Source organism: Geodermatophilus bullaregiensis, assembly GCF_016907675.1.
GTDB lineage: Bacteria > Actinomycetota > Actinomycetes > Mycobacteriales > Geodermatophilaceae > Geodermatophilus > Geodermatophilus bullaregiensis.
In genome coordinates this window covers 1,403,271-1,425,122 of record NZ_JAFBCJ010000001.1, presented here as the reverse complement: position 1 = coordinate 1,425,122, position 21,852 = coordinate 1,403,271, and the positions used below count along the sequence as shown (strand labels likewise).

Sequence of the window (21,852 nt, the reverse complement as noted above, 5' to 3'; positions counted from 1 at the left end):
CCGTCGGCGGTCGGGGAGGACGCGCTGCGGTGCGGGAGGACGTCGCATCAGTCCGGGACCGCGACCAGCTCCACCTCGTAGCCGTCGGCGTCCTCGAGGTAGGCGGCCCGGTGTTGCGGGCCGCCGGCGAACGGGTGGCGGTCGGCGAACAGCAGCCGCCACCCGTGCGCCGGCGCCGCGGCCACCAGGGCGTCGAGCTCGGCGGCCGACCCCGCCCAGAACGCCAGGTGGTTGAGGCCCGGCCGGCACCGCTCGTGCGTCCCGCCGGTCAGCGCGGGGGACTGCTCGACGACGACGTAGACCCCGCCCAGCCGCCACGACCGGCCGCGCTCCCAGGACTGGTACGGCCGCGCGCCGAGGGCGGGGAGCAGCCAGCCCCACGAGCGCTCGGCGCGGGCGAGGTCGGGCACCCACAGCTCCACGTGGTGGAGCAGTCCCCGGCTGGTCACTGCACGCCTCCCGGCATCTGGCATCATGGACCGTCGAACACGGCCACGGGTGGCCCTCTCACCCCCGACGGCCGTGTCCCTGGCTCCGCCCCGGCGTACCCCCACGCGTCCGTCCGGCGAGCACCGACAGACAGCGTTCGAGGAGAACACGAGCCACCGTGGCCACCAAGATCAAGCTCATGCGACTGGGCAAGATGCGCGCCCCGTACTACCGCATCGTCGTCGCCGACGCCCGCACCAAGCGGGACGGTCGCTCGATCGAGACGATCGGCAAGTACCACCCGAAGGAGGACCCCTCCTTCATCGAGGTCGACAGCGAGCGCGCCCAGTACTGGCTGGGTGTCGGCGCGCAGCCGACCGAGGCCGTCGCGGCCATCCTCCGCGTCACCGGCGACTGGCAGCGGTTCAAGGGCGAGCCGGCCCCGCCGCCCATGAAGGTCGCCGCCCCCAAGCCCGACCGCAAGGCCCTCTACGAGGAGCTCGTGCGCAACAACGGCGACGAGCCCGCCGCCGGCGCCACCACCCCGAAGAAGAAGGCCGCCCCGAGGGCCGACGCCCCCGCCGAGGACCCGGCTCCAGCCGACGCCGCTGCCGCCCCCTCGGCGGGCGCCCCGGCCGAGACGCCCGCCGAGTAAGACGTGCTCGAAGAGGCGCTCGAGCACCTGGTCAAGGGCATCGTCGACCACCCGCGTGACGTCACCGTCGACATGGTCGGCGGGCGCCGCGGCAAGACCCTCGAGGTCCGGGTCCACCCCGACGACCTCGGCAAGGTGATCGGCCGCGGCGGCCGCACCGCCAAGGCGCTGCGGACGGTCATGGCCGGCGTGGGCGGCCGCGGTGTGCGGGTCGACGTCGTCGACACCGACGGGCGCTGAGCGCCGCCGTCCCTTGGACGCACAGGACCCACCCGACACCGTGGTGGTCGGCCGCATCGGCCGGCCCCACGGTGTCCGTGGTGAGGTGACCGTCGAGGTCCGCACCGACGACCCGGACGACCGCTTCGTCCCCGGCGCCGTCCTGCGCACCGAGCCCGCCGCGCGCGGCCCGCTGACCGTGGCCGGCGCCCGCTGGCACCGCGAGGTGCTGCTGCTGAGCATCGAGCGCCCCGACGGCTCGCCGGTCGACAGCCGCGAGGCGGCCGAGGAGCTGCGCGACACCGAGCTGCACGTGCCGGTCGCCGACCTGCCCGAGCTCGAGGACCCCGACGCCTACTACGACCACCAGCTCGTCGGGCTGGCCGCCCGGCTGACCGACGGCTCGGCGCTGGGCACCGTCACCGCGGTGCGCCACGAGGGCGCCGACCTGCTCGTCGTCGCCCGGGACGGGGGCCGCGAGCTGCTGGTCCCCTTCGTCGCGGCGATCGTGCCCACGGTCGACCTGGCCGGCGGCGTCGTCGTCGTCGACCCGCCCGAGGGGCTGCTCGACCTGTGAGCGCGTACCGGGTCGACGTCGTCACGATCTTCCCCGAGTACCTCGCCCCGCTGCGGCAGTCGCTGCTGGGCAAGGCCGCCGAGCGCGGCCTGGTCGCCATCGGCGTGCACGACCTGCGGCAGTGGACCGACGACGTCCACCGCACCGTCGACGACGCCCCCTACGGCGGCGGCCCCGGCATGGTCATGCGCCCGGAGCCGTGGGCCCGCGCCCTGGAGGCCGTCCGCCCGCCCGGCACCCGCCTGGTCGTGCCGACCCCGGCCGGGCGGCCCTTCACCCAGGCCGTGGCCGCCAAGTGGGCCGCCGAGCCCGGCCTGGTCTTCGCCTGTGGGCGCTACGAGGGCATCGACCAGCGGGTGGCCGAGTGGGCCGCGGCGTCCGGGCCGGTCTCGGAGGTCTCGATCGGCGACTACGTGCTGGCCGGTGGCGAGTCGGCGGTGCTGGTGATGGTCGAGGCGGTGACCCGGCTGCTGCCCGGCGTCGTCGGCAACCGCGAGTCCGTCGAGTACGACTCGCACACCGACGGGCTGCTCGAGGGGCCCTCCTACACCCGGCCGGCCTCGTGGCGCGGGCTCGACGTCCCGCCGGTGCTGCTCTCCGGCGACCACGCGGCGATCGCCCGGTGGCGGCGGGCGGAGGCGCTGCGGCGGACGGCGGCGCGGCGTCCGGACCTGCTCGCCGCACTCCCCGGGGACGCCCTCTCGCCGGCCGACCGGGCCGTGCTCGACGGTGCCTGAGAAGCGGGTGGGGGGGCGAGCGGTCGTCCGGCCCACCGCGCGGGTCGTCGTCCTCGATCCCGCCGGCCGGGTGCTCCTGCTCGGCGCGCGGCTGACCGACCCCGCCGTCCCGCCCGGCGACGTGCTGTTCTGGTACACCCCCGGCGGCGGGGTGGAGGACGGCGAGAGCGTCCGGCAGGCCGCCGCCCGGGAGCTGGCCGAGGAGATCGGCCTGGTCGTCGAGCCCGCGGCGCTCGAGGGCCCGGTGTGGTTCCGCCGGCACGTCGGTGCCTTCGCCGGGGTCGACGTCGACTCGCGGGAGACCTTCTTCGTCCTGCGCGACGTGGTGCACGAGGTCGACCCGGCCGGGCGCACCGAGCTGGAGCTGCTGGGGGAGGAGCCGCACCGCTGGTGGTCGGTCGGCGAGATCGTCGCCAGCGGTGAGGAGTTCGCGCCGCGCGAGCTGGCCGCGGTGCTGCCCGAGGTGCTCGCCCGGCCGTGGCGGCGGCCGCCACGGGTGGTCGACTGAGCCGCCCGTCCCCGGGGCAGCCTCGGCAGCCCGGTGAGGATGTGGCACAGTAGAGAGCTGCTGCAGACCGGAGGCGCCCGCCGACGGGCGCTCCCTCCCGGAGTCGCAGCCACCTGGACCCGAGCGCGGGGCACCCCGCTGCCCGGTCCGATGACGAGCCACTGCTGAGACCGAGGAATGCTGCGATGAACACCCTGGACGTACTCGACGCCGACTCGCTGCGCGACGACATCCCCACGTTCCGCCCGGGGGACACCGTCAAGGTGCACGTCCGCGTCGTCGAGGGCAACCGGTCGCGCATCCAGGTCTTCCAGGGCGTGGTCATCCGCCGCCAGGGCGGTGGCATCCGCGAGACCTTCACCGTCCGCAAGGTGAGCTTCGGCGTGGGTGTCGAGCGCACCTTCCCGGTGCACACCCCGGTCGTCGAGAGGATCGAGGTCGTGACCCGCGGTGACGTCCGCCGCGCCAAGCTGTACTACCTCCGCGAGCTGCGCGGCAAGGCCGCCAAGATCAAGGAGCGTCGCGAGCCCGTCGCGCGCTGAGGACCTCCTGGCCGGCTCGACCCGGCCTGACCGCGGCGGACTCCCCGCGGCCGTACGCTGGCTCCCGATGAGCAGCGACCGGTCCGGGGAGCCCGCCGACGTCGTCCCGGGGGACCAGTCCCCGCCCGGAGCGGAGGACACCGGCCGCCGGTCCCGCCGCCGGCGCGAGAAGCCGGAGAGCTCGCTGCTGCGCGAGCTGCCGGTGCTGCTGCTGGTGGCCTTCGTGCTGGCGCTGGTGGTCAAGACCTTCTTCGCGCAGGCGTTCTTCATCCCCTCCGGGTCGATGGAGCAGACGCTGCACGGCTGTCCCGGCTGCACCGGTGACCGGGTGCTGGTGAACAAGGTGCCGTACTGGTTCGGCGAGCCCGAGCCCGGCGACATCGTCGTCTTCCGGGGCCCCGACACCTGGGCGCCGGAGGTCGAGGTCGACGAGCCGGCGAACTGGTTCACCGGCGCCCTGCTGTGGCTGGGCCGCACCGTGGGCGTCGCGCCGCCGAGCGAGGACGACTACGTCAAGCGGGTCATCGCCACCGGCGGCCAGACCGTGGAGTGCTGCGACGCCGAGGGCCGGGTGACCGTCGACGGCCAGCCCCTCGACGAGCCCTACGTCTACCAGGACACCCCGCCCGAGAGCCGCGCGTTCGACGCGGTGACCGTGCCCGAGGGCCGGCTGTGGGTGATGGGCGACCACCGCTCGGCCTCCGCCGACTCGCGCTCGCACGTCGATGACCGCTACAGCGGCACCATCGCCGTGGACGACGTCATCGGCAAGGCGGCCCTCATCGTCTGGCCGGTGAACCGCTTCGGCACCCTCGACGACCCCGACATCCAGGACGTCGGGGCGTCGGCGGCACGCCCGTCCGGCTCGGCCGGCACCGCACACCCCGTGGCGTCGGTGCTGCCGCTGGGGGCCGGCCTGGTCGGCGCGCTCCCCGTGACCGTCTGGCACCACCGACGGCGGTCGCGCCGCGCGGCCCGGCACCGGCCCGGCTGAGCCCCGCACCCGCACCGCGACGGCGTCGTCCCCCGGGGGCGACGCCGTCATCGTCCGTGCCCGCGACCGTTCCGCCGCCATTTCCGAAATGGCGTCACCATGTCGACGATCGGCCGACCGGTCACCGGTCGGTGTTTCTCCTGTGGCGAGGCCGGTGCATTGTCGCCCGCCGGACATTCTTTGGAGAAATCCTCGGAAAGTGTTCAAGCAAGCACCATTCCACTCCGATGAGGTGTTCGAGAGCAACTCGGTCCACCGAAATGGAGTACGTCGTGTCCGCACCCATGGCGAGCGCCGCCCGAGGCGTCACCCGCGTCCTCGTCCTCGCCGACGCCCCCGTCCTGCGCCGTGGTCTGATCAGCATGATCAACGAGACCGCCGGCATGCAGTCGGTCGGCACCCCGGGGGAGCTGCGCCGCGGGCTGACCCTGGTGGAGACCGCCCGTCCCGACGCCGTGGTCGTGGAGATGGGCGCCGGCCGCGCCGCCACCCTCAACGTCGTCCGCGACCTGCGCCGTCGCTTCCCGCGGGTGGCCATCGTGGCCCTGGCGACCTCCGAGGACCCCGCCGTGGTCAACGAGGCGATCGCCGCCGGTGTCCGCGGCTACCTGATGCTCAACACCTCTCCGACCTTGCTCGGCTGGGCCGTCCTGGCCGTCCGCGCCGGCCGCACCGTGGTCGACCCGCAGATCCGCCGGGTCGAGCCCTCGGCCACGCCGGTCGGCAAGCCGCTGACGCCCGAGGTGCCGCTGACCCGTCGCGAGTCCGACGTCCTCGACGAGCTGCTCCAGGGCCAGTCCAACCGCCAGATCGGCCGCAACCTCTTCATCAGCGAGGACACGGTCAAGTCGCACGTCAAGGCGATCCTGCGCAAGCTGGGTGCCCGCGACCGGGCCCACGCGGTCTCGCTGGTCCTCTCGTCGCGCAGCTCGGGCACCTGCACCTGCGGCGCCCACGGCCTGACCGCCCCGGCCCCGGCCGAGGTCTGACCCACCGACGCCCGGGCCCGGCGCGTCACCGCGCCGGGCCCGGCGCACCCCAACCGGACCGCCCGCCTCCTCGGCGGCCCGCACGGGTGCCCCGCCGCGCGCCCTCCCGGGCCCGGCTCCGGTCCGCGGGCCGGTCCCCTCTGCCCCCGGGGACCGGCCCGCGGCCGTCCGGCGGCCGGCCCTCCGGACCGACCCGGCACCGTCGTACTGTCGGACGGCGATGGCCGGCCGTCTTCCCCTCCCGCACCGGGTCTCCGCGGCACCGACCGCCCGCACCCGCCGTCCCTCCCCGCTCGAGGAGCGCACCGACGCCCTCTGGGACATGGAGCGCTCGCTGCGCCGCCGCGGGTTCGCCGCCGTGGCCGGTGCCGACGAGGCCGGGCGCGGTGCCTGCGCCGGGCCGCTCGTCGCCGCGGCGTGCATCCTGCCCGCCGGCCGGCGCGGCCGCGTCCCCGGGCTGGCCGACTCCAAGCTGCTGACCGCCGCCGCCCGCGACCGGGTCCACGACGAGGTCGTCGACCGCGCGCTCGCCTGGTCGGTCGTGGTGATCCCGGTGGCCGAGCTCGACGCGCGCGGCATGCACGTGACCAACCTCGAGGCGCTGCGCCGCGCGGTGGTCGCGCTCGACCCCCCGGCCGACTACGTGCTCACCGACGGGTTCGTCGTGCCCGGGCTGGGACGGCCGAACCTCGCCGTCTGGAAGGGCGACCGCGTGGCCGCCTGCGTGGCCGCGGCGTCCGTGCTGGCCAAGGTGACGCGGGACCGGATCATGCTCGACCTGCACGAGCGCTTCCCGCAGTACGACTTCGCGGTGCACAAGGGCTACACGACCGAGGCGCACACCGCCGCGCTGGAGCGTCACGGCCCCTGCCCCGAGCACCGGTCCCGCTTCGTCAACGTGGTCCGCGCCCGCGACGCACACGCCGGTCGGGAGCTCCAGCTGACCGGTCCCGGCGGCATGGTCGATGATGGGCACATGCGCGCTGTGTCCGGAGAGCCTCGATGAGCACCGAGGACCTGGAGAAGTACGAGACCGAGATGGAGCTGCAGCTCTATCGCGAGTACCGGGACATCGTCCGGCAGTTCACCTACGTGGTGGAGACCGAGCGGCGCTTCTACCTCGCCAACTCCGTCGACCTGCAGGTCCGCGAGGCCGGCGGCGAGGTGTTCTTCGAGCTCAAGCTGTCCGACGCGTGGGTCTGGGACATGTACCGGCCGGCGCGCTTCGTGCGCAACGTCCGCGTCCTGACGTTCAAGGACGTCAACGTCGAGGAGCTGGACAAGCCCGACCTCGAGCTGCCCGACGGGCCCCGGCTGCCCTGATCGGTCCGCCACGCCCGGCCGCCCGCTGCCGGGTCGGGTGGCGGCCGGGGCGGGCGCCTCCTCGCGCAGCACCTCCGCCACCGTGCGCATCCGCTCCAGGTCCGGTCGCCGGGTCAGCTCGCCGGTGTCCCACGGGGGCCTGCAGGCACGCCAGACGGCGGTCGAGGCCCATGACGGTGGCCGCGGCCGGCGCCACGGACGCCAACGCGCGCTGGGCGACGGCGTGGACGGTGGCGGGTGTGCGCGGCACGTGGACCCGCCGGCCCGGCACCTCCTCGAAGAGCCGGGCGACGTCGGCCCACGTTCCGACCTCGGGGCCGCCGACGTCCACGGTGCCGTCGAGGTCGGGGGCGTCCACCGCCGCGACCACGAGCCGGGCGACGTCGTGCACCGAGATGAACGCGTGCCGTGCGCACGCCGGTCCGGGCAGGAGCACCAGGCCGTGGTCGTCGATGCTGCGACCGGTCAGGCGGCGGAACCGCTGCAGAAACACATGAGGCCGCGACACCGTCGCGCGCGGCTCGTCCCGGAGCGGGAGGGAGCTGCCGACGAGCGCCAGCCACACCTCGGTGGACGGCGCCGGCCGCAGCGACACCCACGACAGCGTGGACGCCGCGAGTCGCTCCTCGGCCCGGAGCTCCGCCCGGACCGGGCCCCGGCGGCGTGCGTGTCGCCGGCCCGTGTCGGCGTGACCACGTCCGCCGTCGCGACGACGGTGCGGACGCCGGCCAGCGCCCGGTCGAGCGTCCCCGGCTCCCGCAGGTCGGCCGCCACGAGTCCCGCGCCGGTCGCGGCGACGTCCTGCGCGGCGGCCGGCCGCCGCACGACCGCCCGCACCGGACGGCCCCGCGCCCTGAGCTGCCGGACGACCTGGTGGCCCAGCTGTCCGGTGGCACCCACGACCAGGATCACGGCGACCCACCCCTCCCTGCCGAACCCGGACGGGACGGGACGCGGCGACGGGAGGAGCCTGTGGCTGCGGACCGACAGGAGCGGAGGGCCCCTCCACAGGCCGCTGCGCCGTCCACAGATCTCCGTGCGGGCCGCTCGCGGGTCGTCGGCCGGGTCACGGTCGGCGGGTGTCCACGACCACCGAACTTGGCAGCCACGGCGAGTCCGTCGCCGCGACCTACCTCACCGACGCCGGGCTGCGCGTCCTCGACCGCAACTGGCGCTGCCGCGACGGGGAGCTCGACATCGTCGCCCGCGACGGGACGGCGATCGTCTTCTGCGAGGTCAAGACCCGCCGCGCCACCGGTTTCGGCCACCCGGTCGAGGCGGTCACGGCGGCCAAGCAGCGGCGCCTGCGCACCCTGGCCCAACGCTGGCTCGCCGCTCACGACCACCACGCTCCCGACCTGCGCTTCGACGTGGTCGGCGTGCTGGTGCGGCCGGAGCGCCCGCCCCTGGTGACGCACCTGCGCGGGGCGTTCTCGTGACGCTCGCGCGCACCTGGTCGGTCGGCCTGTCCGGGGTCACCGGCGCGATGGTCGAGGTCGAGGTGGACATGTCCGCCGGGATGCCGGGGGTGGTGCTGGTCGGCCTGCCCGACGCCGTGGTGCGCCAGTCGGTCGACCGCGTCCGGGCGGCGGTGGTGAACACCGGCGCGGCCTGGCCGCTGCGCCGCATCACCATCGGGCTGTCCCCGGCTTCGATGCCCAAGCAGGGGAGCGGCTTCGACCTGGCGCTGGCCGCCGCCGTCCTCGCCGCCGCCGGCACCGTCCCCGCCGACGCCGCCGACGGGCTGGTCCTGCTCGGTGAGCTCGGGCTGGACGGCTCGGTGCGGGCGGTCCGGGGCGTCCTGCCGGCGGTGCTGGCGGCCGCGGCGGCCGGGCACGGCGCCGTCGTCGTCCCGGCCGGCAACGCGGAGGAGGCCGCGCTCGTGCACGGCCTCGAGGTCCTGCCGGCCGCCACCCTCGGCGACCTGGTGGCCCACCTGTCCGGCCGCGCCCGCCTGTCCCCGCACGTCCGCGGCCCGCTGCCCGCGCCGGCGCCGGCGCCCGACCTCGGCGACGTCGTCGGTCAGGCCGCCGGGCGGCGGGCGGTCGAGGTGGCGGCGGCCGGCGGTCACCACCTGTACCTCACCGGGCCGCCGGGCGCGGGCAAGACGATGCTCGCCGAGCGCCTGCCCGGACTGCTGCCCGTCCTGGACGAGCGGGCCGCCCTGGAGGTCACCGCCATCCACTCCGTCGCCGGCACGCTGCCGCCCGGGTCGCCCCTGGTGAGCCGGCCGCCGTTCGAGGCGCCGCACCACTCGGCGACGATGGCGGCGCTGGTCGGCGGCGGCTCGGGCGCCATCCGTCCCGGCGCCCTCTGCCGGGCCCACCGGGGCGTGCTCTTCCTCGACGAGGCGCCGGAGTTCCCCCGGTCGACCCTGGACACGCTGCGCCAGCCGCTGGAGCGGGGCGCGGTCACCATCGCCCGCGCCGCGGGGTCGGCGACCTTCCCCTGCCGCGCACAGCTGGTGCTGGCCGCCAACCCGTGCCCCTGCGCCCGCGCGGCGGGGGACGCCGCCTGCACGTGCAGTCCGCTGGAGCGGCGCCGCTACCAGGCCCGCCTGTCGGGCCCGCTGCTCGACCGCATCGACCTGCGGGTCGAGTTGCCCCCGGTCACCCGCGCGGCCTGGCTGGGCGGCGGTGAGCCGCCGGAGTCGACCGCCCGGGTGTCCGCCCGGGTGGCGGCCGCGCGGGCGGCGGCCGCGGCCCGGCTGGGCGGCACGGGCCTGACGCTCAACAGCCAGGTGCCCGGCCGGTTGCTGCGCGAGCGGTGGGCGGTGCCCCGGCCGGCGCTGGCGCTGGCCGAGCGGGCGCTCGACCGCGGGGTGCTGTCGGTCCGTGGCCTGGACCGGGTGCTCCGGGTCGCCTGGACGCTGGCCGACCTCGGCGGGCGCACGGTCCCCGACGGCGACGACGTGGCCGAGGCGCTCGGGATGCGGCTGCAGCGGGTGGCGGCGTGACCGCCCCGACCCTCGACGAGGACCTCGAGGAGGCGCTCGCCGGGCCGCCGGCGGTCGAGGGCGGGGCCGTCCCGGGCGTCCGGCGGGCGCGGGCGTGGCTGACCCGCGCGGCCGAACCGGGCTCGGTCGGCCTGTGGCGCTGGGTCGACGACGTCGGGCCGGTCGCGGCCGTGCGGGCCCTCCGGGCGGGGACGGCCCCGGAGCACGCCCGGGCGCTGGTCGGCGCCCGCGCGGGGGAGGACGGCAGCCTCGCCGACCTGCGCCGCGCCGAGCGCTGCGGTGCCCGCCTGGTGGTCCCCGAGGACGACGAGTGGCCGGCGCTGCCGCTGCACGCGCTCACCGTGGCCGTCGTCGCCCACGACGGGGAGCGCGAGCAGGCCGACCGGACGACGGCGCTGGTACCGCCGGTGGCGCTGTGGGTGCGCGGCACCGCCCGTCTCGACGAGGTGGCCGACCGCTCGGTGGCCGTGGTCGGCGCGCGGGCGTCCACCGCCTACGGCGAGCACGTGGCCGCCGAGCTCGGCCATCAGCTGGGGGAGCGCGGCTGGACCGTGGTGTCCGGTGGCGCCCACGGCATCGACGCGGCGGCGCACCGCGGCGCCCTGGCCGCGGGCGCGCCGACGGTCGCCGTGCTGGCCTGCGGTGTCGACCGGCCCTACCCGGTGGCGCACTCGGCGGTGTTCGCCCGCATCGTCGACACGGGGGGCCTGCTGGTCAGTGAGTGGCCGCCGGGTGCGGCTCCGCACCGGCACCGCTTCCTCGTGCGCAACCGGCTGATCGCCGGGCTCACCCGCGGCACGGTGGTCGTGGAGGCGGCCGCCCGCTCCGGCGCGCAGGCCACGGCCCGGCGGGCGCGCGGGCTGGGCAAGGAGGTGCTGGTGGTGCCGGGTCCGGTGACCAGCGCGATGTCGGTCGGCTGCCACGAGCTGCTGCGCGACGAGGAGATGGGCGCGCGGCTGGTGACCGGCGCGGCGCAGGTGGTCGAGGCGGTGGGCGGCATCGGGACCGACCTCGCCGAGCCACCGGAGCGGCTCGCGGGCCCGCGCGACGGCCTCTCCGACCTGGCGAGGCGGGTGCTCGACGCCTGCCCAGTCCGCGCCGGCGTCAGCGCCGAGCGGCTGGCCGCCGTCGCCGGCTGCGACCCGCTGGAGGCGCTGCGGGTGCTGCCGGCGCTGGAGCTGGCCGACCTCGTGCAGTGGACCGGCACCGGCTGGCGACTGGCCCCGCCGCCGGAGCGGAGGGAGGGCCGCGGCGCGGGCGGGTGAGGCCGGCCCCTGCGCGACCATGGGGACCGTCAGGGCGCCCGGCCCGGCGCGGGCACGACCTGCGGTCCCGTCGCCCGGCGGCCGTCGCGCCAGACCGCCGTGATCGCCCGCGTGCGGGTGATGTCCTGGCCGGGGTCGCCGTCGACGAGCACGAGGTCCGCGCGCCTCCCCGGTGCGAGGGTGCCGCGGTCGGCGAGGCGGAAGGCCGTGGCCGCTGCGCTGGTCGCCGCCGCGAGCGCCGCTGCCGGGGACAGGCCGGCCTGCACCAGCAGAACGAGCTCGTCGTGCAGGCTGACGCCGTGGGCGACGCCCGGGCTCGACGCGTCGGTCCCGGCCAGCAGCGCCACCCCGGCCCGGTGCAGCCGGCCGACCGTCGACGTCGCGACGTCCAGGTCGGCCCGCGCACCCGGCCCGACCGGGAAGGCCGTCCCGAGCAGCGTGCGCTGCCCGTGGTCGATGCCCGGTCCGAGGTCCGGGTCGGCGGCCAGGGCCGGGCCCCGGCTCCGCCCCGCCCGCGCGGCCAGCGAGGTCAGCGTGGGGACGACGAACACGTCCCGGCGCACAGCGGCGTCCAGGAACTCCGCCGACGCCGGCTCGTCCACGAACAGGTGGGCCAGCCCGTCGACGCCCGCGTCGACGGCCAGCAGCGCGTGGGCCTGCGTGAGCGTGTGCGCGACGACGAGCAGGCCCCGGGCGTGCGCCGCGAGGACCAGCGCCCGCACCGTGTCGGCCGTCAGCGAGGGGCAGGGGCGCCCGGTGGTGGTGCCGTCCTCGAGGACGATCTTCAGGTGGTCGGAGCCCTCCGCGACCCGGTCCGCGACGAAGGCCTCGGCGTCCTGCGGTCCCGCCACGGTGGGGAAGGGGAGCAGCAGGCCCCTGTCGACCAGCGCGGTCGGGTGCCCGCCGGGAGCCGTGGCGCCGGTCCCGGCCGAGCGCAGGTCGGCCATCCCGGGGTCGGACGACGCCTGCCGCCGGAGCGAGCGCACGAGGGCCGGGTCGGCGAACATGTCCAGCTCGGTCGTGACGCCCGCCCGCAGCGCTGTCTGCAGGGCGCCGGGGTGCACGTGGACGTGTGCGTCGACCAGGCCCGGGAGGACGGTGCCGCCGCGGGCCGCGAGGACGGGTGTGCCGGCCGGCGGGGTCAGCCGGGCGTCGACCGCGGCGATGCGCCCCTCGACGACCAGCAACGCACCGGGGGACAGGAACCGGTGCCCGTCGAAGACCCGGGCGCCCTCGATCAGGAAGCTGTCGGTCGCCGCGTCCACCCCGTCCCCCTCGTCCGGTCAGAGCCTGGGGGTCCTGCCGGGCCGGCGCAACGCCCCCTCGCGACGCCCCCACGCAACGCCCTCGCGCGGGGGTCCCCGCACGGGGGTCCCCGCACGGCCGGGCCGACCCCGCCGTCCGCGGGGACGCGCGACGGCTGGTGCGGCGGTGGCGCCCGACTCCTGTCGCGGGCAACCGACCGGCGCGGCGGCTTGACCGCCGGGGGACGCCGTCGGACGGTCGGTGCGTGACCGCCCGCACCGCCGACGCCCGCGCCGCGCTGCCCCCGGCGCTCGCCGCGGCGCTCGAGGGCTACGAGCGGGCGCTGCACGAGGAGCGCGACCTCTCCGGGCACACCGTCCGGGGCTACGTCACCGACGCCGTCTGGCTGCTCGACCACCTTGCCCGGCGGGGCGGCACCGGGGTCGGCGAGCTCGACCTCGCCGTCCTGCGCAGCTGGCTGGCCCAGGGCCGCACCCGCGGGGCCAGCCGGGCGACCACCGCCCGCCGCGCCGCGGCCGCCCGGTCGTTCACCGCCTGGCTGCGCCGGTCGGGCGTGACCGCCGAGGACGTCGGCCTGCGCCTGGTCAGCCCCAAGGCGCACCGCACGCTGCCCGACGTGCTCGCCCCCGACCAGGCCCGCGCGGTCGTCGAGGCGGCCGGGGGCTCCGACGACCCGGCCGGCCTGCGCGACGCCGTCGTCCTCGAGCTGCTCTACGCCAGCGGCATCCGGGTCAGCGAGCTGGTCGGGCTGGACGTCGACGACGTCGACCGCGGCCGGCGGCTGCTGCGGGTCCTCGGCAAGGGTCGCAAGGAGCGCAGCGTGCCCTACGGCGCGCCGGCCGAGCGGGCGCTCGACCAGTGGCTGACGCGCGGCCGCCCCGCCCTGGCCACCGCGGACTCCGGCCCGGCCCTGCTGCTGGGGCTGCGCGGCCGGCGGCTCGACCCGCGCGAGGCCCGCCGCACCGTGCACGCCGCCGTGGCCCGTGCGCCCGGCGCCCCAGACGTCGGCCCGCACGGGCTGCGCCACTCCGCGGCGACCCACGTGCTCGAGGGCGGCGCCGACCTGCGGTCGGTCCAGGAGCTGCTCGGCCACGCTAGCCTCGCCACGACGCAGATCTACACGCACGTGACGGTCGAGCGCCTCCGCGCGGTGCACGCGCAGGCGCACCCCCGGGCATGACCGTCGTGCCCACCCGAACGACGTCCATCGGGCCGCGAGCCCATTTCCCAGCGGGAGTGCAGACCGTGCCCGAGGCGACCATCCACCGGATCGGCGAGTCCGACGAGGACGCCGACGCAGCGCTCGCCGAACTGTGGGCGCAGTACGTCAGCGACCGTGCCCCGGCCCTCCGCGACCGGCTGATCCTGCACTACGCGCCACTGGTGAAGTACGTCGCCGGCCGGGTCGGCAGCGGCCTGCCCGCGCACGTCGAGCACGCCGACCTGGTCTCCTACGGCACCTTCGGGCTGATCGACGCCATCACCCGCTACCAGCCCTCGCGCGAGGTCAAGTTCGAGAGCTACGCGATGTCGCGCATCCGCGGCGCGATCATCGACGAGCTCCGTAGCACCGACTGGATCCCGCGGTCGGTGCGGATGAAGGCCCGCCAGTTCGAGCGCACCGTCGCCGCCCTCGAGACCCGGCTGCAGCGCAGCCCGACCGAGGAGGAGGTGGCCGCCGAGATGGAGATGGACGTCGAGGAGGTCCGCAAGTTCCTCGGGCAGCTCTCGCTGGTCAACGTGGTGGCCCTCGACGAGCTGCTCACCGACGACGACGGCGGCGCGCCCCGGCTGGTCGACACCCTGCAGGACGCCAACGCCCTCGACCCCCAGGCCGTCGCCGAGCACGGTGAGGCCCGCCAGATGCTCGCGCGCGCCGTCGAGCAGCTGCCGGAGCGGGAGAAGGTGGTCGTCAGCCTCTACTACTTCGAGGGCCTGACCCTGGCCGACATCGGCCGCGTCCTCGGCGTCACCGAGAGCCGGATCTGCCAGCTGCACACCAAGGCCGTCCTGCACCTGCGCACCAAGCTCGCCGACATCGCCTGAGCCGCCCGGCCGCCGGCCCTGCTCCACCGGGGACGCGTGGGGTCACCCCAGCGGCAGGAGCCGCACCTCGGGCGGGCGCAGCAGCGCCAGCGGGTCGAGGTAGGTCTCCGCGCGGCGCAGGCCCCAGTGCAGGCACGCCGCGGCCGGGCAGCCCTCGTGACCGGCCAGCACGGTGCCCAGCGGCGAGCCGCGGGCCACCCCCTGGCCCGCGGCGACCACCGGCGCGACCGGCTCGTAGGTCGTCCGCAGCCCGTCGGCGTGGTCCACGCTCACCACCGGGCGCCCGGCCACCATCCCGGCGAAGGCGACCACGCCGTCGCCGGCGGCCCGGACCACGGTCCCCGGCGCCCCGGCGAGGTCGGCACCCCGGTGCCCGGGCCCGTACGGCGACGCGGGCGGCTGGAACGGCCGGGTCACCGCCGGCGGGTCCCCGAGCGGGGACGTCCACGCCGCGGTGCCGGCGACGGGGGACGGGGGCTCGGCGACCGCCGGAGCGGGCCCGAGGACCGCGGCGACCGTGAGCAGCGCGGCGACGAGGGGCCGGGCGGGCACGAGGACGGGCACCCCGGGAGCCTCGCCGTCCACCCGGCCGCGGGACGACGAGGCCGCCGGGCTGTGGACGGCGCCGACGGCGGGGGAGGGGCACACCGGCCGCGGCGTATGCTGTCCGGTGCGGCCCGCTCCGGCGGGCCGACTCCGCGCGTCCTCCTCCCGCCGCTCCGGCGGGGCAGCCCCACCTCGGTCCCGGTCCCCACCGGGTCGGTGGCGCCGCTGGACGCCAGGGCGGTGCGCCACCCGGCGCCCGCGTCAACCGAGGAGCGCGGCCGCCCGTCGGCCGTGCGCACAGACAGGAAGGCTGCACATGGCAGTCGTCAGCATGAAGCAGCTGCTCGACAGCGGCGTCCACTTCGGGCACCAGACCCGTCGCTGGAACCCGAAGATGAAGCGCTTCATCTTCACCGAGCGCAACGGCATCTACATCATCGACCTGCAGCAGACGCTCGGGTACATCGACAGTGCCTACGAGTTCGTCAAGCAGACCGTCGCCCACGGCGGCTCGATCCTCTTCGTCGGCACCAAGCGCCAGGCGCAGGAGGTCGTCGCCGAGCAGGCGCAGCGGGTCGGCATGCCCTACGTCAACCAGCGCTGGCTGGGCGGCATGCTCACCAACTTCCAGACCGTGCACAAGAGGCTCCAGCGGCTCAAGGAGCTCGAGGACATGGAGCAGACCGGCGTGCTGGTCAGCCTGTCCAAGAAGGAGCAGCTCGGCCTGACCCGCGAGAAGGCCAAGCTCGAGCGCAGCCTCGGTGGCATCCGCGACATGCAGAAGGTGCCCAGCGCCATCTGGATCGTCGACACGAAGAAGGAGCACATCGCCGTCGGCGAGGCCCGCAAGCTGGGCATCCCGGTCGTGGCGATCCTCGACACCAACTGCGACCCCGACGAGGTCGACTTCAAGATCCCGGGCAACGACGACGCGATCCGCAGCATCACCGTGCTGACCCGCGTGGTCGCCGACGCCGTCGCCGACGGCCTCATGGCCCGCTCGGCCGCGCAGGCCAACGCCGGGCGCGAGGAGGGCGGCGCCCCGGTCATCGGTGGCGACGAGCCGCTGCCGGACTGGGAGCGCGAGCTGCTCACCGGGCAGGCCGACGGCGCCGCCGAGGCGACCGCCGCCGAGGCCACCCCGCTCCCGGAGACCCCGGCCGCCCCGCCGGCCGTGACCGCCGAGGAGATCGCCCCCGTCGAGGGCGTGCCCGCCACCGGCGACACGTCCACCGGCACCCAGGGCGCCCAGAACGGCTGACCCGCCGGCGCCGCTGCCCAGCCCCCGTGGCCGGGCAGCGGCGCCGCGGCACGTCCGCACCCACCCGCATCCAGACCCGTAGGGAAGTGACATGCCTGCCTTCACCGCCGCCGACGTCAAGCGGCTCCGCGACGCCACCGGCGCCGGCATGATGGACGCCAAGAAGGCCCTGACCGAGGCCGACGGCGAGTACGACAAGGCCATCGAGCTGCTGCGCATCAAGGGCGCCAAGGACGTCGGCAAGCGCCTCGAGCGCTCGACGACCAACGGCATCGTCGTCAGCCGGGACGGCGCGCTGCTCGAGCTCGACTGCGAGACCGACTTCGTCGCCAAGAACGCCGAGTTCGTGGCCCTCGCCGAGCGCCTGCTCGACCTCGCGCTGCAGAGCAAGCCGGCCGACGCCGAGGCCCTGCTGGCCACCGAGGTCGACGGCCAGACCGTCGCCAAGCTGGTCGAGGCCGAGTCCGCGCGCATCGGCGAGAAGCTGGTCCTCTCCCGCTTCGCCGCCTTCGACGGCCCGACCGCGGTCTACCTGCACAAGCGCGCCACCGACCTGCCCCCGGCCATCGGCGTCGCGGTGCAGTACACCGGTGGCGACGAGGACGCCGCGCGCTCGCTGGCCATGCACATCGCCGCCGCCCGCCCGCGGTTCCTCACCCGCGACGAGGTCCCGGCCGAGGCCGTCGAGACCGAGCGCCGGGTGGCCGAGCAGACCGCCAAGGAGGAGGGCAAGCCCGAGCAGGCGATCGTCAGGATCGTCGAGGGCCGGGTCAACGCCTACTACAAGGACTTCGTCCTGCTCGAGCAGCCGTCGATCACCGAGCCCAAGCGCACGGTGAAGCAGATCCTCGACGACGCCGGCCTGACCGTGCAGCGGTTCGCCCGCTTCGAGGTCGGCCAGGCGTAACACCAGCGGCAGGGGAAGGACCCCGCCACCCCCCGATCGGCCCCGCCACAGGGGCACGCGCCGAGCACGCGAGGCGTGGGGGGTGGCGGGGTCTTTCGTCCGTCCCCGCCCAGGGACGGGGCCGGTGGTGCGTCCGGGCCCCACTGGCGCCGGGCCCGCGGTTTGGCAGGATCACGGGAACGACGTCGAGCGAGGGATGAGCAGTTGACCGACACCGCCGCGCCCAGCACCTTCGCGCCCACGACCGCACCGACCTCCGCGCCCACGGCCTTCGCGCCCGCCGACGGCGAGGGGTACAAGCGCGTCCTGCTCAAACTGTCGGGTGAGGCCTTCGGCGGCGGCAAGGTGGGTGTGGACTCCGGCATCGTGCACAGCATCGCCGAGCAGCTCGCCGAGGTCGTCCACGGCGGCACGCAGGTCGCCGTCGTCGTCGGCGGGGGCAACTTCTTCCGCGGCGCCGAGCTCTCCCAGGCGGGCATGGACCGCCGGCACGCCGACTACATGGGCATGCTGGGCACGGTCATGAACTGCCTGGCGCTGCAGGCCTTCTGCGAGCAGGTGGGCCTGGAGACCCGGGTGCAGACGGCGATCACCATGGGCCAGGTCGCCGAGCCCTACATCCCGCGCAAGGCCGTCCGGCACCTGGAGAAGGGCCGGCTGGTCATCTTCGGCGCCGGCGCGGGCATGCCCTACTTCTCCACCGACACCGTCGCCGCCCAGCGCGCGCTGGAGATCGGCTGCCAGGTCCTCCTGATGGCCAAGAACGGCGTCGACGGCGTCTACGACGACGACCCGCGCACCAACCCCGCGGCCACCATGTACGACGACCTGGACTACGCCACGGTCCTGGCCGACCAGCTCAAGGTCGCCGACGCCACCGCCATCAGCCTGTGCATGGACAACCAGATGCCGATCGTGGTGTTCAACCTGCTGCAGGACGGCAACATCGCCCGCGCCGTGGCAGGTGAGAGGATCGGCACGCTGATCAGCCAGCCGGACTGAGCCCGGCGCCCGCCACGCGCAGCCGCACCCAGAGGGACGGCGGGACACCCCGCCGCAGGAGGAGAGACCCGTGATCGACGACACCCTGCTCGACGCCGAGGAGCGGATGGACAAGGCCCTGTCGGTCGCGCGGGAGGACCTCGGCTCGGTGCGCACCGGCCGGGCCGCGCCGTCGATGTTCAACAAGATCCTGGTCGACTACTACGGCGCCCCCACGCCGGTGCCGCAGATGTCCTCGATCACCGTGCCCGAGGCCCGCATGGCGGTCATCAAGCCCTACGACAACAGCCAGCTGTCGGCCATCGAGAAGGCCATCCGCGACAGCGACCTCGGCGTCAACCCCACCAACGACGGCCAGATCATCCGCGTGGTGTTCCCGCAGCTGACCGAGGAGCGCCGCCGCGACCTGGTGAAGATGGCCCGGTCCAAGGGCGAGGACGCCAAGGTCGCCATCCGCAACGTGCGCCGGCGCGCCAAGGAGGAGCTCGACCGCATCGCCAGGGACGGCGAGGCCGGCGAGGACGACGTGCGCCGCGCGGAGAAGGAGCTCGACGACCTCACCGCCCAGCACGTCTCGAGCATCGACGAGGCGGTCAAGAACAAGGAGGGCGAGCTGCTCGAGGTCTGAGCGCTCACCCCGTCCCTACCATGACCTCCCGTCCCGACGCCGCCGGGGCCGGTCCCTCCGGCCCGGGTGGCCCACGTCGGCCTGCCGCCCGCACGGCCGAGTCACCCCTGCCGGCGACGCCCGACACCGGCCCGATCCCGGTCGCCGGGCGGCCGTCCCCGCCGCCGACCCGCGGCGCCCCGGCCGCGGCGGTGGCGCCGCCCACCGGCCCGACCGCCGTCCCGCCGGCCACCGCGGAGATGGCGGTCCCGCCCACCGCGGCCGCGCCCCCGACCGAGCACCTCCCGGCCGCGCTGCTCCCTGAGGAGTCCCTCCCGGCGGGTGCCTCCCGGCCGGCGGCCCGGCGCGGCAGCGGCCGCGCCGGGCGGGACCTGGTCGCCGCCGTCGGCGTCGGGCTGGGCCTCGGCGGGGTCATCCTCGCCTCGCTGCTGGTCTACCGGCCGGCGTTCCTGCTGGTCCTCACCGCGGCGATCCTCCTGGGCGTGGTCGAGCTCGTGCGCGCGCTGGAGGCCGGGCGGGCGCGGGCCCCGCTGGCGCCCCTGGTCGTGGGCACGGTCGCGATGTTCGCGCTGGCCTGGACCCGTGGCCCCGACGGCCTGGTCGCGGCGTTCCTGTTCACCGTCGTCGCCGTCCTGCTGTGGCGGCTGGGCGACGGGCCCGAGAGCTACCTGCGCGACGCCTCGGCCGGCGTGCTGGTCGCCCTCTACGTACCCCTGCTGGCCGGCTTCGCGGTCCTGCTGCTCGTCCCGGAGGACGGCGCGCTGCGGGTGCTGGTCTTCATCGCCACCGTGGTGGGCAACGACGTCGGCGGCTACACCGCGGGCGTGCTGTGGGGCCGGCACCCCATGGCGCCCTCGGTGAGCCCGAAGAAGTCGTGGGAGGGCATGGTCGGCTCCGTCGTGGCGTGCGTCGCCGTCGCCACCCCGATCGTCGTGCTCGGCCTCGGCGGGCCGTGGTGGAGCGGGGTCCTCCTCGGCGCCGCACTCGCCGTCACGGCCACCGCCGGCGACCTCGGCGAGTCGCTCATCAAGCGCGACCTCGGCATCAAGGACATGGGCACCCTGCTGCCCGGTCACGGCGGGATCATGGACCGGCTCGACAGCCTGCTGCCCTCGGCCGTGGTCGCCTACCTGCTGCTGTCGTGGGTGGCGCCCCCGGCCTGATGAGGGACCCCCGCCAAGGGCGCGGTCACCTCCCAGGTGGACCCGACCGTGGCGAAGCCGCGCCGGGCGTACCAGTGCTGCGGCCAGTCCTCGGCCGCCGCCTCCAGCACGACCAGGTCGCAGCCGCCGGCCGCGGCACGGTCGAGCGCGGCGGCCAGGACCGCGTCCCCGTGCCCGCGGCCGCGCGCGGCCGGCTCGGTCACCACCGACTCCACCGCCGCGGTGGCGCCGTCGACACGCAGCTGACCGGCGGCGACGACCCGCCCCTCCTCCCGCACCGCGAGGTCGGTGACCGCGACGACCGTGTCGTTGCGGTGCTCGCGGCCGACCAGCTGGGCGACCACCTCGTCGAGGTCGGGCTCCCCGGCGAGGTCGGCGCGCCACCCGGCCTCCCACAGCGCGTGCACCTCGCGCTGCTTGACCGGCTCGGCGCGGCGCCCCGGCAGCGGAGGCGTGGCGGGGCGGGCCATCACCAGCACCTCCTCGGCCTGCCACCCGCGACCGGCCAGCTCCGCCGCCACGCCGTCGGCACCGGGCCAGGTCAGGGTCGCGGCGGCGTGGGAGAGGCCCGTGCCGGTGGCGGCGGCGGCCACCGTGGCGGCGTCGACCGGCTCCCACAGCACGAGCCGGTTGTCGTCCCGGGAGTGCCGGAACCGCGGGTCGAGCACCGCGACCCCGCCGGGGACGTCGCGCACCTCGGCGGCCCGCCTCGTGCGCAGCGACAGGGACAGCGCGAGCGCCCGGCCCAGCGCGTCGTCCGGCCGGGGGAGCACCGGCTCGGCCGGTGGCCGGTACGGGACGACGGCGACCACGGCGGCCGTCGGCAGCGGCCCGGGGAGGACCGCGGGCTCCTCCCGCACCGGGTCGGCGAGCCGCGCCGGGTCGACGACGAGCAGCACCAGGTCGCGGCGCCCGGGGAACAGCCGCTCCGCCGGCTGGTGCACCTGGTCCGGGTGCGACAGGTGCACGAACCCGGCCTCGGACGGGGGCCGCAGCTGCCCCGTGGTCAGCGCCGCCCGCCAGGCAGCCGGCTCGCACAGGTGCAGCAGCGGGCTCACCCGGGCAGCCCGTCCGGGTCGATCCCCCGGGCGGCCAGCGCCGTCTCGATCGCCTCGCACACCGTGCGGACGACGGCGACCCGAGCGTGGCGCTTGTCGTCGGCGGGGACGACGGTCCAGCGCCCGCCCTCGTGGTCGGTGCGCTGCAGCATCTCCTCGACGGCGACCTCGTAGGCCTCCCGCTTCTCGCGGTTGCGCCAGTCCTCGTCGGTCAGCTTCCACGCGCGGTAGGGGTCGTCGCGGCGGGACTCGAAGCGGCGCAGCTGCTCCTCAGGGGAGACGTGCATCCAGAACTTGGCCAGCACGGTGCCCTCGGCCGCCAGCGTCGTCTCCAGGTCGACGATCTCGCCGTAGGCCCGCTGCCACTGCTCCTCGGTCGCGAAGCCCTCCACCCGCTCGACGAGCACGCGGCCGTACCAGGTGCGGTCGAGCACGGCCATGCCGCCCCAGCCGGGCAGCACCGGCCAGAACCGCCACAGGAAGTGGTGCCGCTTCTCGTCGTAGGAGGGGGCGGCGAACTGGGCGACCCGCACGTGCCGGGGGTCGAGCTCGTCGACCAGCCGCTTGATGGCACCGCCCTTGCCGGAGGCGTCCCAGCCCTCGAAGAGCACGCACAGCGGCGGACCGAGCTCCCCGGAGCCGATCTGACCGCCGAGCAGCAGGCGCAGGTGCACCAGCCGCTGCTGCGCCGCGGCGAGCTGCTCCTTGCCCTCCTTCTTGGACAGCCGGGCGGACAGGTCGACGTCGTCGAGTCGGCTCACCCGGTCGAGCCTGGCCCACG

At 76.1% G+C, this 21,852-nt stretch carries 26 protein-coding genes; 20 read left to right on the top strand and 6 right to left on the bottom strand.

All coding sequences use genetic code 11. The features are described from left to right. Nucleotides 1-47 precede the first annotated feature (47 nt). Nucleotides 48-449 (bottom strand): VOC family protein, encoded by a 402-nt coding sequence (locus tag JOD57_RS06615; protein WP_204691159.1) that lies wholly within the window; start codon nt 447-449, stop codon nt 48-50. A gap of 158 nt (nt 450-607) precedes the next feature. Here JOD57_RS06615 and rpsP point away from each other — a divergent pair, with 158 nt between their 5' ends. From rpsP to JOD57_RS06565, 10 genes are all read left to right on the top strand, one after another. Next, on the top strand, nt 608-1,084 hold the full coding sequence (rpsP, locus tag JOD57_RS06610; RefSeq protein ID WP_204691158.1) for a 30S ribosomal protein S16: 477 nt from the start codon (nt 608-610) through the stop codon (nt 1,082-1,084). A 3-nt stretch (nt 1,085-1,087) separates the two neighbouring features. Beyond that, nucleotides 1,088-1,324: an RNA-binding protein gene (locus JOD57_RS06605; protein WP_106280128.1), complete on the top strand. Its 237-nt coding sequence runs from the start codon at nt 1,088-1,090 to the stop codon at nt 1,322-1,324. Between the two features lie 40 nt (nt 1,325-1,364). After that, nucleotides 1,365-1,880, top strand: coding sequence for a ribosome maturation factor RimM (gene rimM / locus JOD57_RS06600; RefSeq protein ID WP_307824940.1), 516 nt, complete (start codon nt 1,365-1,367; stop codon nt 1,878-1,880). Further along, complete coding sequence (gene trmD / locus JOD57_RS06595) at nt 1,877-2,617, top strand: tRNA (guanosine(37)-N1)-methyltransferase TrmD (protein ID WP_204691156.1); 741 nt, start codon at nt 1,877-1,879, stop codon at nt 2,615-2,617. The genes rimM and trmD overlap by 4 nt, the downstream gene beginning before the upstream one ends. A 7-nt stretch (nt 2,618-2,624) precedes the next feature. Then, nucleotides 2,625-3,125, top strand: a complete 501-nt coding sequence (locus JOD57_RS06590; RefSeq protein WP_204691155.1) for an NUDIX hydrolase — start codon at nt 2,625-2,627, stop codon at nt 3,123-3,125. A gap of 185 nt (nt 3,126-3,310) precedes the next feature. Beyond that, on the top strand, nt 3,311-3,667 hold the full coding sequence (rplS, locus tag JOD57_RS06585) for a 50S ribosomal protein L19 (RefSeq protein WP_204691154.1): 357 nt from the start codon (nt 3,311-3,313) through the stop codon (nt 3,665-3,667). Nucleotides 3,668-3,734: 67 nt separating this feature from the next. Continuing rightward, nucleotides 3,735-4,661 (top strand): signal peptidase I, encoded by a 927-nt coding sequence (gene lepB / locus JOD57_RS06580; protein WP_204691153.1) that lies wholly within the window; start codon nt 3,735-3,737, stop codon nt 4,659-4,661. Nucleotides 4,662-4,933: 272 nt separating this feature from the next. Next, nucleotides 4,934-5,650 (top strand): LuxR C-terminal-related transcriptional regulator, encoded by a 717-nt coding sequence (locus tag JOD57_RS06575; protein ID WP_307824514.1) that lies wholly within the window; start codon nt 4,934-4,936, stop codon nt 5,648-5,650. A 220-nt stretch (nt 5,651-5,870) separates the two neighbouring features. Next, nucleotides 5,871-6,656: a ribonuclease HII gene (locus JOD57_RS06570; protein WP_204691152.1), complete on the top strand. Its 786-nt coding sequence runs from the start codon at nt 5,871-5,873 to the stop codon at nt 6,654-6,656. Further along, a complete protein-coding gene (locus JOD57_RS06565) occupies nt 6,653-6,973 on the top strand; it encodes a DUF2469 domain-containing protein (protein ID WP_029432918.1) in 321 nt (106 codons plus the stop codon). Before JOD57_RS06570 ends, JOD57_RS06565 begins: the two co-directional genes overlap by 4 nt. A 465-nt stretch (nt 6,974-7,438) precedes the next feature. Here JOD57_RS06565 and JOD57_RS27225 read toward each other — a convergent pair whose 3' ends face one another. Beyond that, nucleotides 7,439-7,873, bottom strand: coding sequence for an SDR family oxidoreductase (locus JOD57_RS27225; RefSeq protein ID WP_372440298.1), 435 nt, complete (start codon nt 7,871-7,873; stop codon nt 7,439-7,441). 179 nt (nt 7,874-8,052) lie between these two features. Between JOD57_RS27225 and JOD57_RS06555 the strand changes: the two genes are divergently transcribed. The 3 genes from JOD57_RS06555 to dprA are packed head-to-tail and all read left to right on the top strand — an operon-like array spanning nt 8,053 to nt 11,194. Then, nucleotides 8,053-8,412 (top strand): YraN family protein, encoded by a 360-nt coding sequence (locus JOD57_RS06555; protein WP_204691150.1) that lies wholly within the window; start codon nt 8,053-8,055, stop codon nt 8,410-8,412. Beyond that, nucleotides 8,409-9,929, top strand: a complete 1,521-nt coding sequence (locus JOD57_RS06550; protein WP_204691149.1) for a YifB family Mg chelatase-like AAA ATPase — start codon at nt 8,409-8,411, stop codon at nt 9,927-9,929. The genes JOD57_RS06555 and JOD57_RS06550 overlap by 4 nt, the downstream gene beginning before the upstream one ends. Further along, on the top strand, nt 9,926-11,194 hold the full coding sequence (gene dprA, locus JOD57_RS06545; protein WP_204691148.1) for a DNA-processing protein DprA: 1,269 nt from the start codon (nt 9,926-9,928) through the stop codon (nt 11,192-11,194). Before JOD57_RS06550 ends, dprA begins: the two co-directional genes overlap by 4 nt. A gap of 29 nt (nt 11,195-11,223) precedes the next feature. On the opposite strand, the gene JOD57_RS06540 is transcribed toward dprA, so the two are convergent. After that, nucleotides 11,224-12,459 carry an amidohydrolase family protein gene (locus JOD57_RS06540; protein ID WP_204691147.1) on the bottom strand — a complete coding sequence of 412 codons (1,236 nt, stop codon included), beginning with the start codon at nt 12,457-12,459 and terminating at the stop codon, nt 11,224-11,226. Nucleotides 12,460-12,704: 245 nt separating this feature from the next. Between JOD57_RS06540 and JOD57_RS06535 the strand changes: the two genes are divergently transcribed. After that, nucleotides 12,705-13,640 carry a tyrosine-type recombinase/integrase gene (locus tag JOD57_RS06535; RefSeq protein WP_204691146.1) on the top strand — a complete coding sequence of 312 codons (936 nt, stop codon included), beginning with the start codon at nt 12,705-12,707 and terminating at the stop codon, nt 13,638-13,640. 65 nt (nt 13,641-13,705) lie between these two features. Then, complete coding sequence (gene whiG / locus JOD57_RS06530) at nt 13,706-14,506, top strand: RNA polymerase sigma factor WhiG (protein ID WP_204691145.1); 801 nt, start codon at nt 13,706-13,708, stop codon at nt 14,504-14,506. 42 nt (nt 14,507-14,548) lie between these two features. Here the strand turns inward: whiG and JOD57_RS06525 are convergent, their stop codons facing one another. Continuing rightward, nucleotides 14,549-15,154 (bottom strand): M23 family metallopeptidase, encoded by a 606-nt coding sequence (locus JOD57_RS06525; RefSeq protein ID WP_307824513.1) that lies wholly within the window; start codon nt 15,152-15,154, stop codon nt 14,549-14,551. A gap of 214 nt (nt 15,155-15,368) precedes the next feature. Here JOD57_RS06525 and rpsB point away from each other — a divergent pair, with 214 nt between their 5' ends. The 5 genes from rpsB to JOD57_RS06500 all read left to right on the top strand — a co-directional run bounded on the left by rpsB (nt 15,369) and on the right by JOD57_RS06500 (nt 20,013). Continuing rightward, a complete protein-coding gene (gene rpsB / locus JOD57_RS06520) occupies nt 15,369-16,313 on the top strand; it encodes a 30S ribosomal protein S2 (protein WP_204691144.1) in 945 nt (314 codons plus the stop codon). Between the two features lie 91 nt (nt 16,314-16,404). After that, nucleotides 16,405-17,220, top strand: a complete 816-nt coding sequence (tsf, locus tag JOD57_RS06515) for a translation elongation factor Ts (protein ID WP_204691143.1) — start codon at nt 16,405-16,407, stop codon at nt 17,218-17,220. A gap of 204 nt (nt 17,221-17,424) precedes the next feature. Further along, nucleotides 17,425-18,222, top strand: coding sequence for a UMP kinase (gene pyrH / locus JOD57_RS06510; RefSeq protein WP_204691142.1), 798 nt, complete (start codon nt 17,425-17,427; stop codon nt 18,220-18,222). Nucleotides 18,223-18,292: 70 nt separating this feature from the next. Further along, complete coding sequence (gene frr, locus JOD57_RS06505; RefSeq protein WP_204691141.1) at nt 18,293-18,850, top strand: ribosome recycling factor; 558 nt, start codon at nt 18,293-18,295, stop codon at nt 18,848-18,850. A 20-nt stretch (nt 18,851-18,870) separates the two neighbouring features. Next, nucleotides 18,871-20,013: a phosphatidate cytidylyltransferase gene (locus tag JOD57_RS06500; RefSeq protein WP_204691140.1), complete on the top strand. Its 1,143-nt coding sequence runs from the start codon at nt 18,871-18,873 to the stop codon at nt 20,011-20,013. Here the strand turns inward: JOD57_RS06500 and JOD57_RS06495 are convergent. Together JOD57_RS06495 and JOD57_RS06490 are read right to left on the bottom strand one after the other, a co-directional pair. Beyond that, entirely contained in the window at nt 19,977-21,071 is a 1,095-nt protein-coding gene (locus tag JOD57_RS06495; protein WP_204691139.1) for a GNAT family N-acetyltransferase, read from the bottom strand. The genes JOD57_RS06500 and JOD57_RS06495 overlap by 37 nt on opposite strands. Beyond that, complete coding sequence (locus JOD57_RS06490; RefSeq protein WP_204691138.1) at nt 21,068-21,832, bottom strand: polyphosphate kinase 2 family protein; 765 nt, start codon at nt 21,830-21,832, stop codon at nt 21,068-21,070. The genes JOD57_RS06495 and JOD57_RS06490 overlap by 4 nt, the downstream gene beginning before the upstream one ends. Nucleotides 21,833-21,852 lie beyond the last annotated feature (20 nt).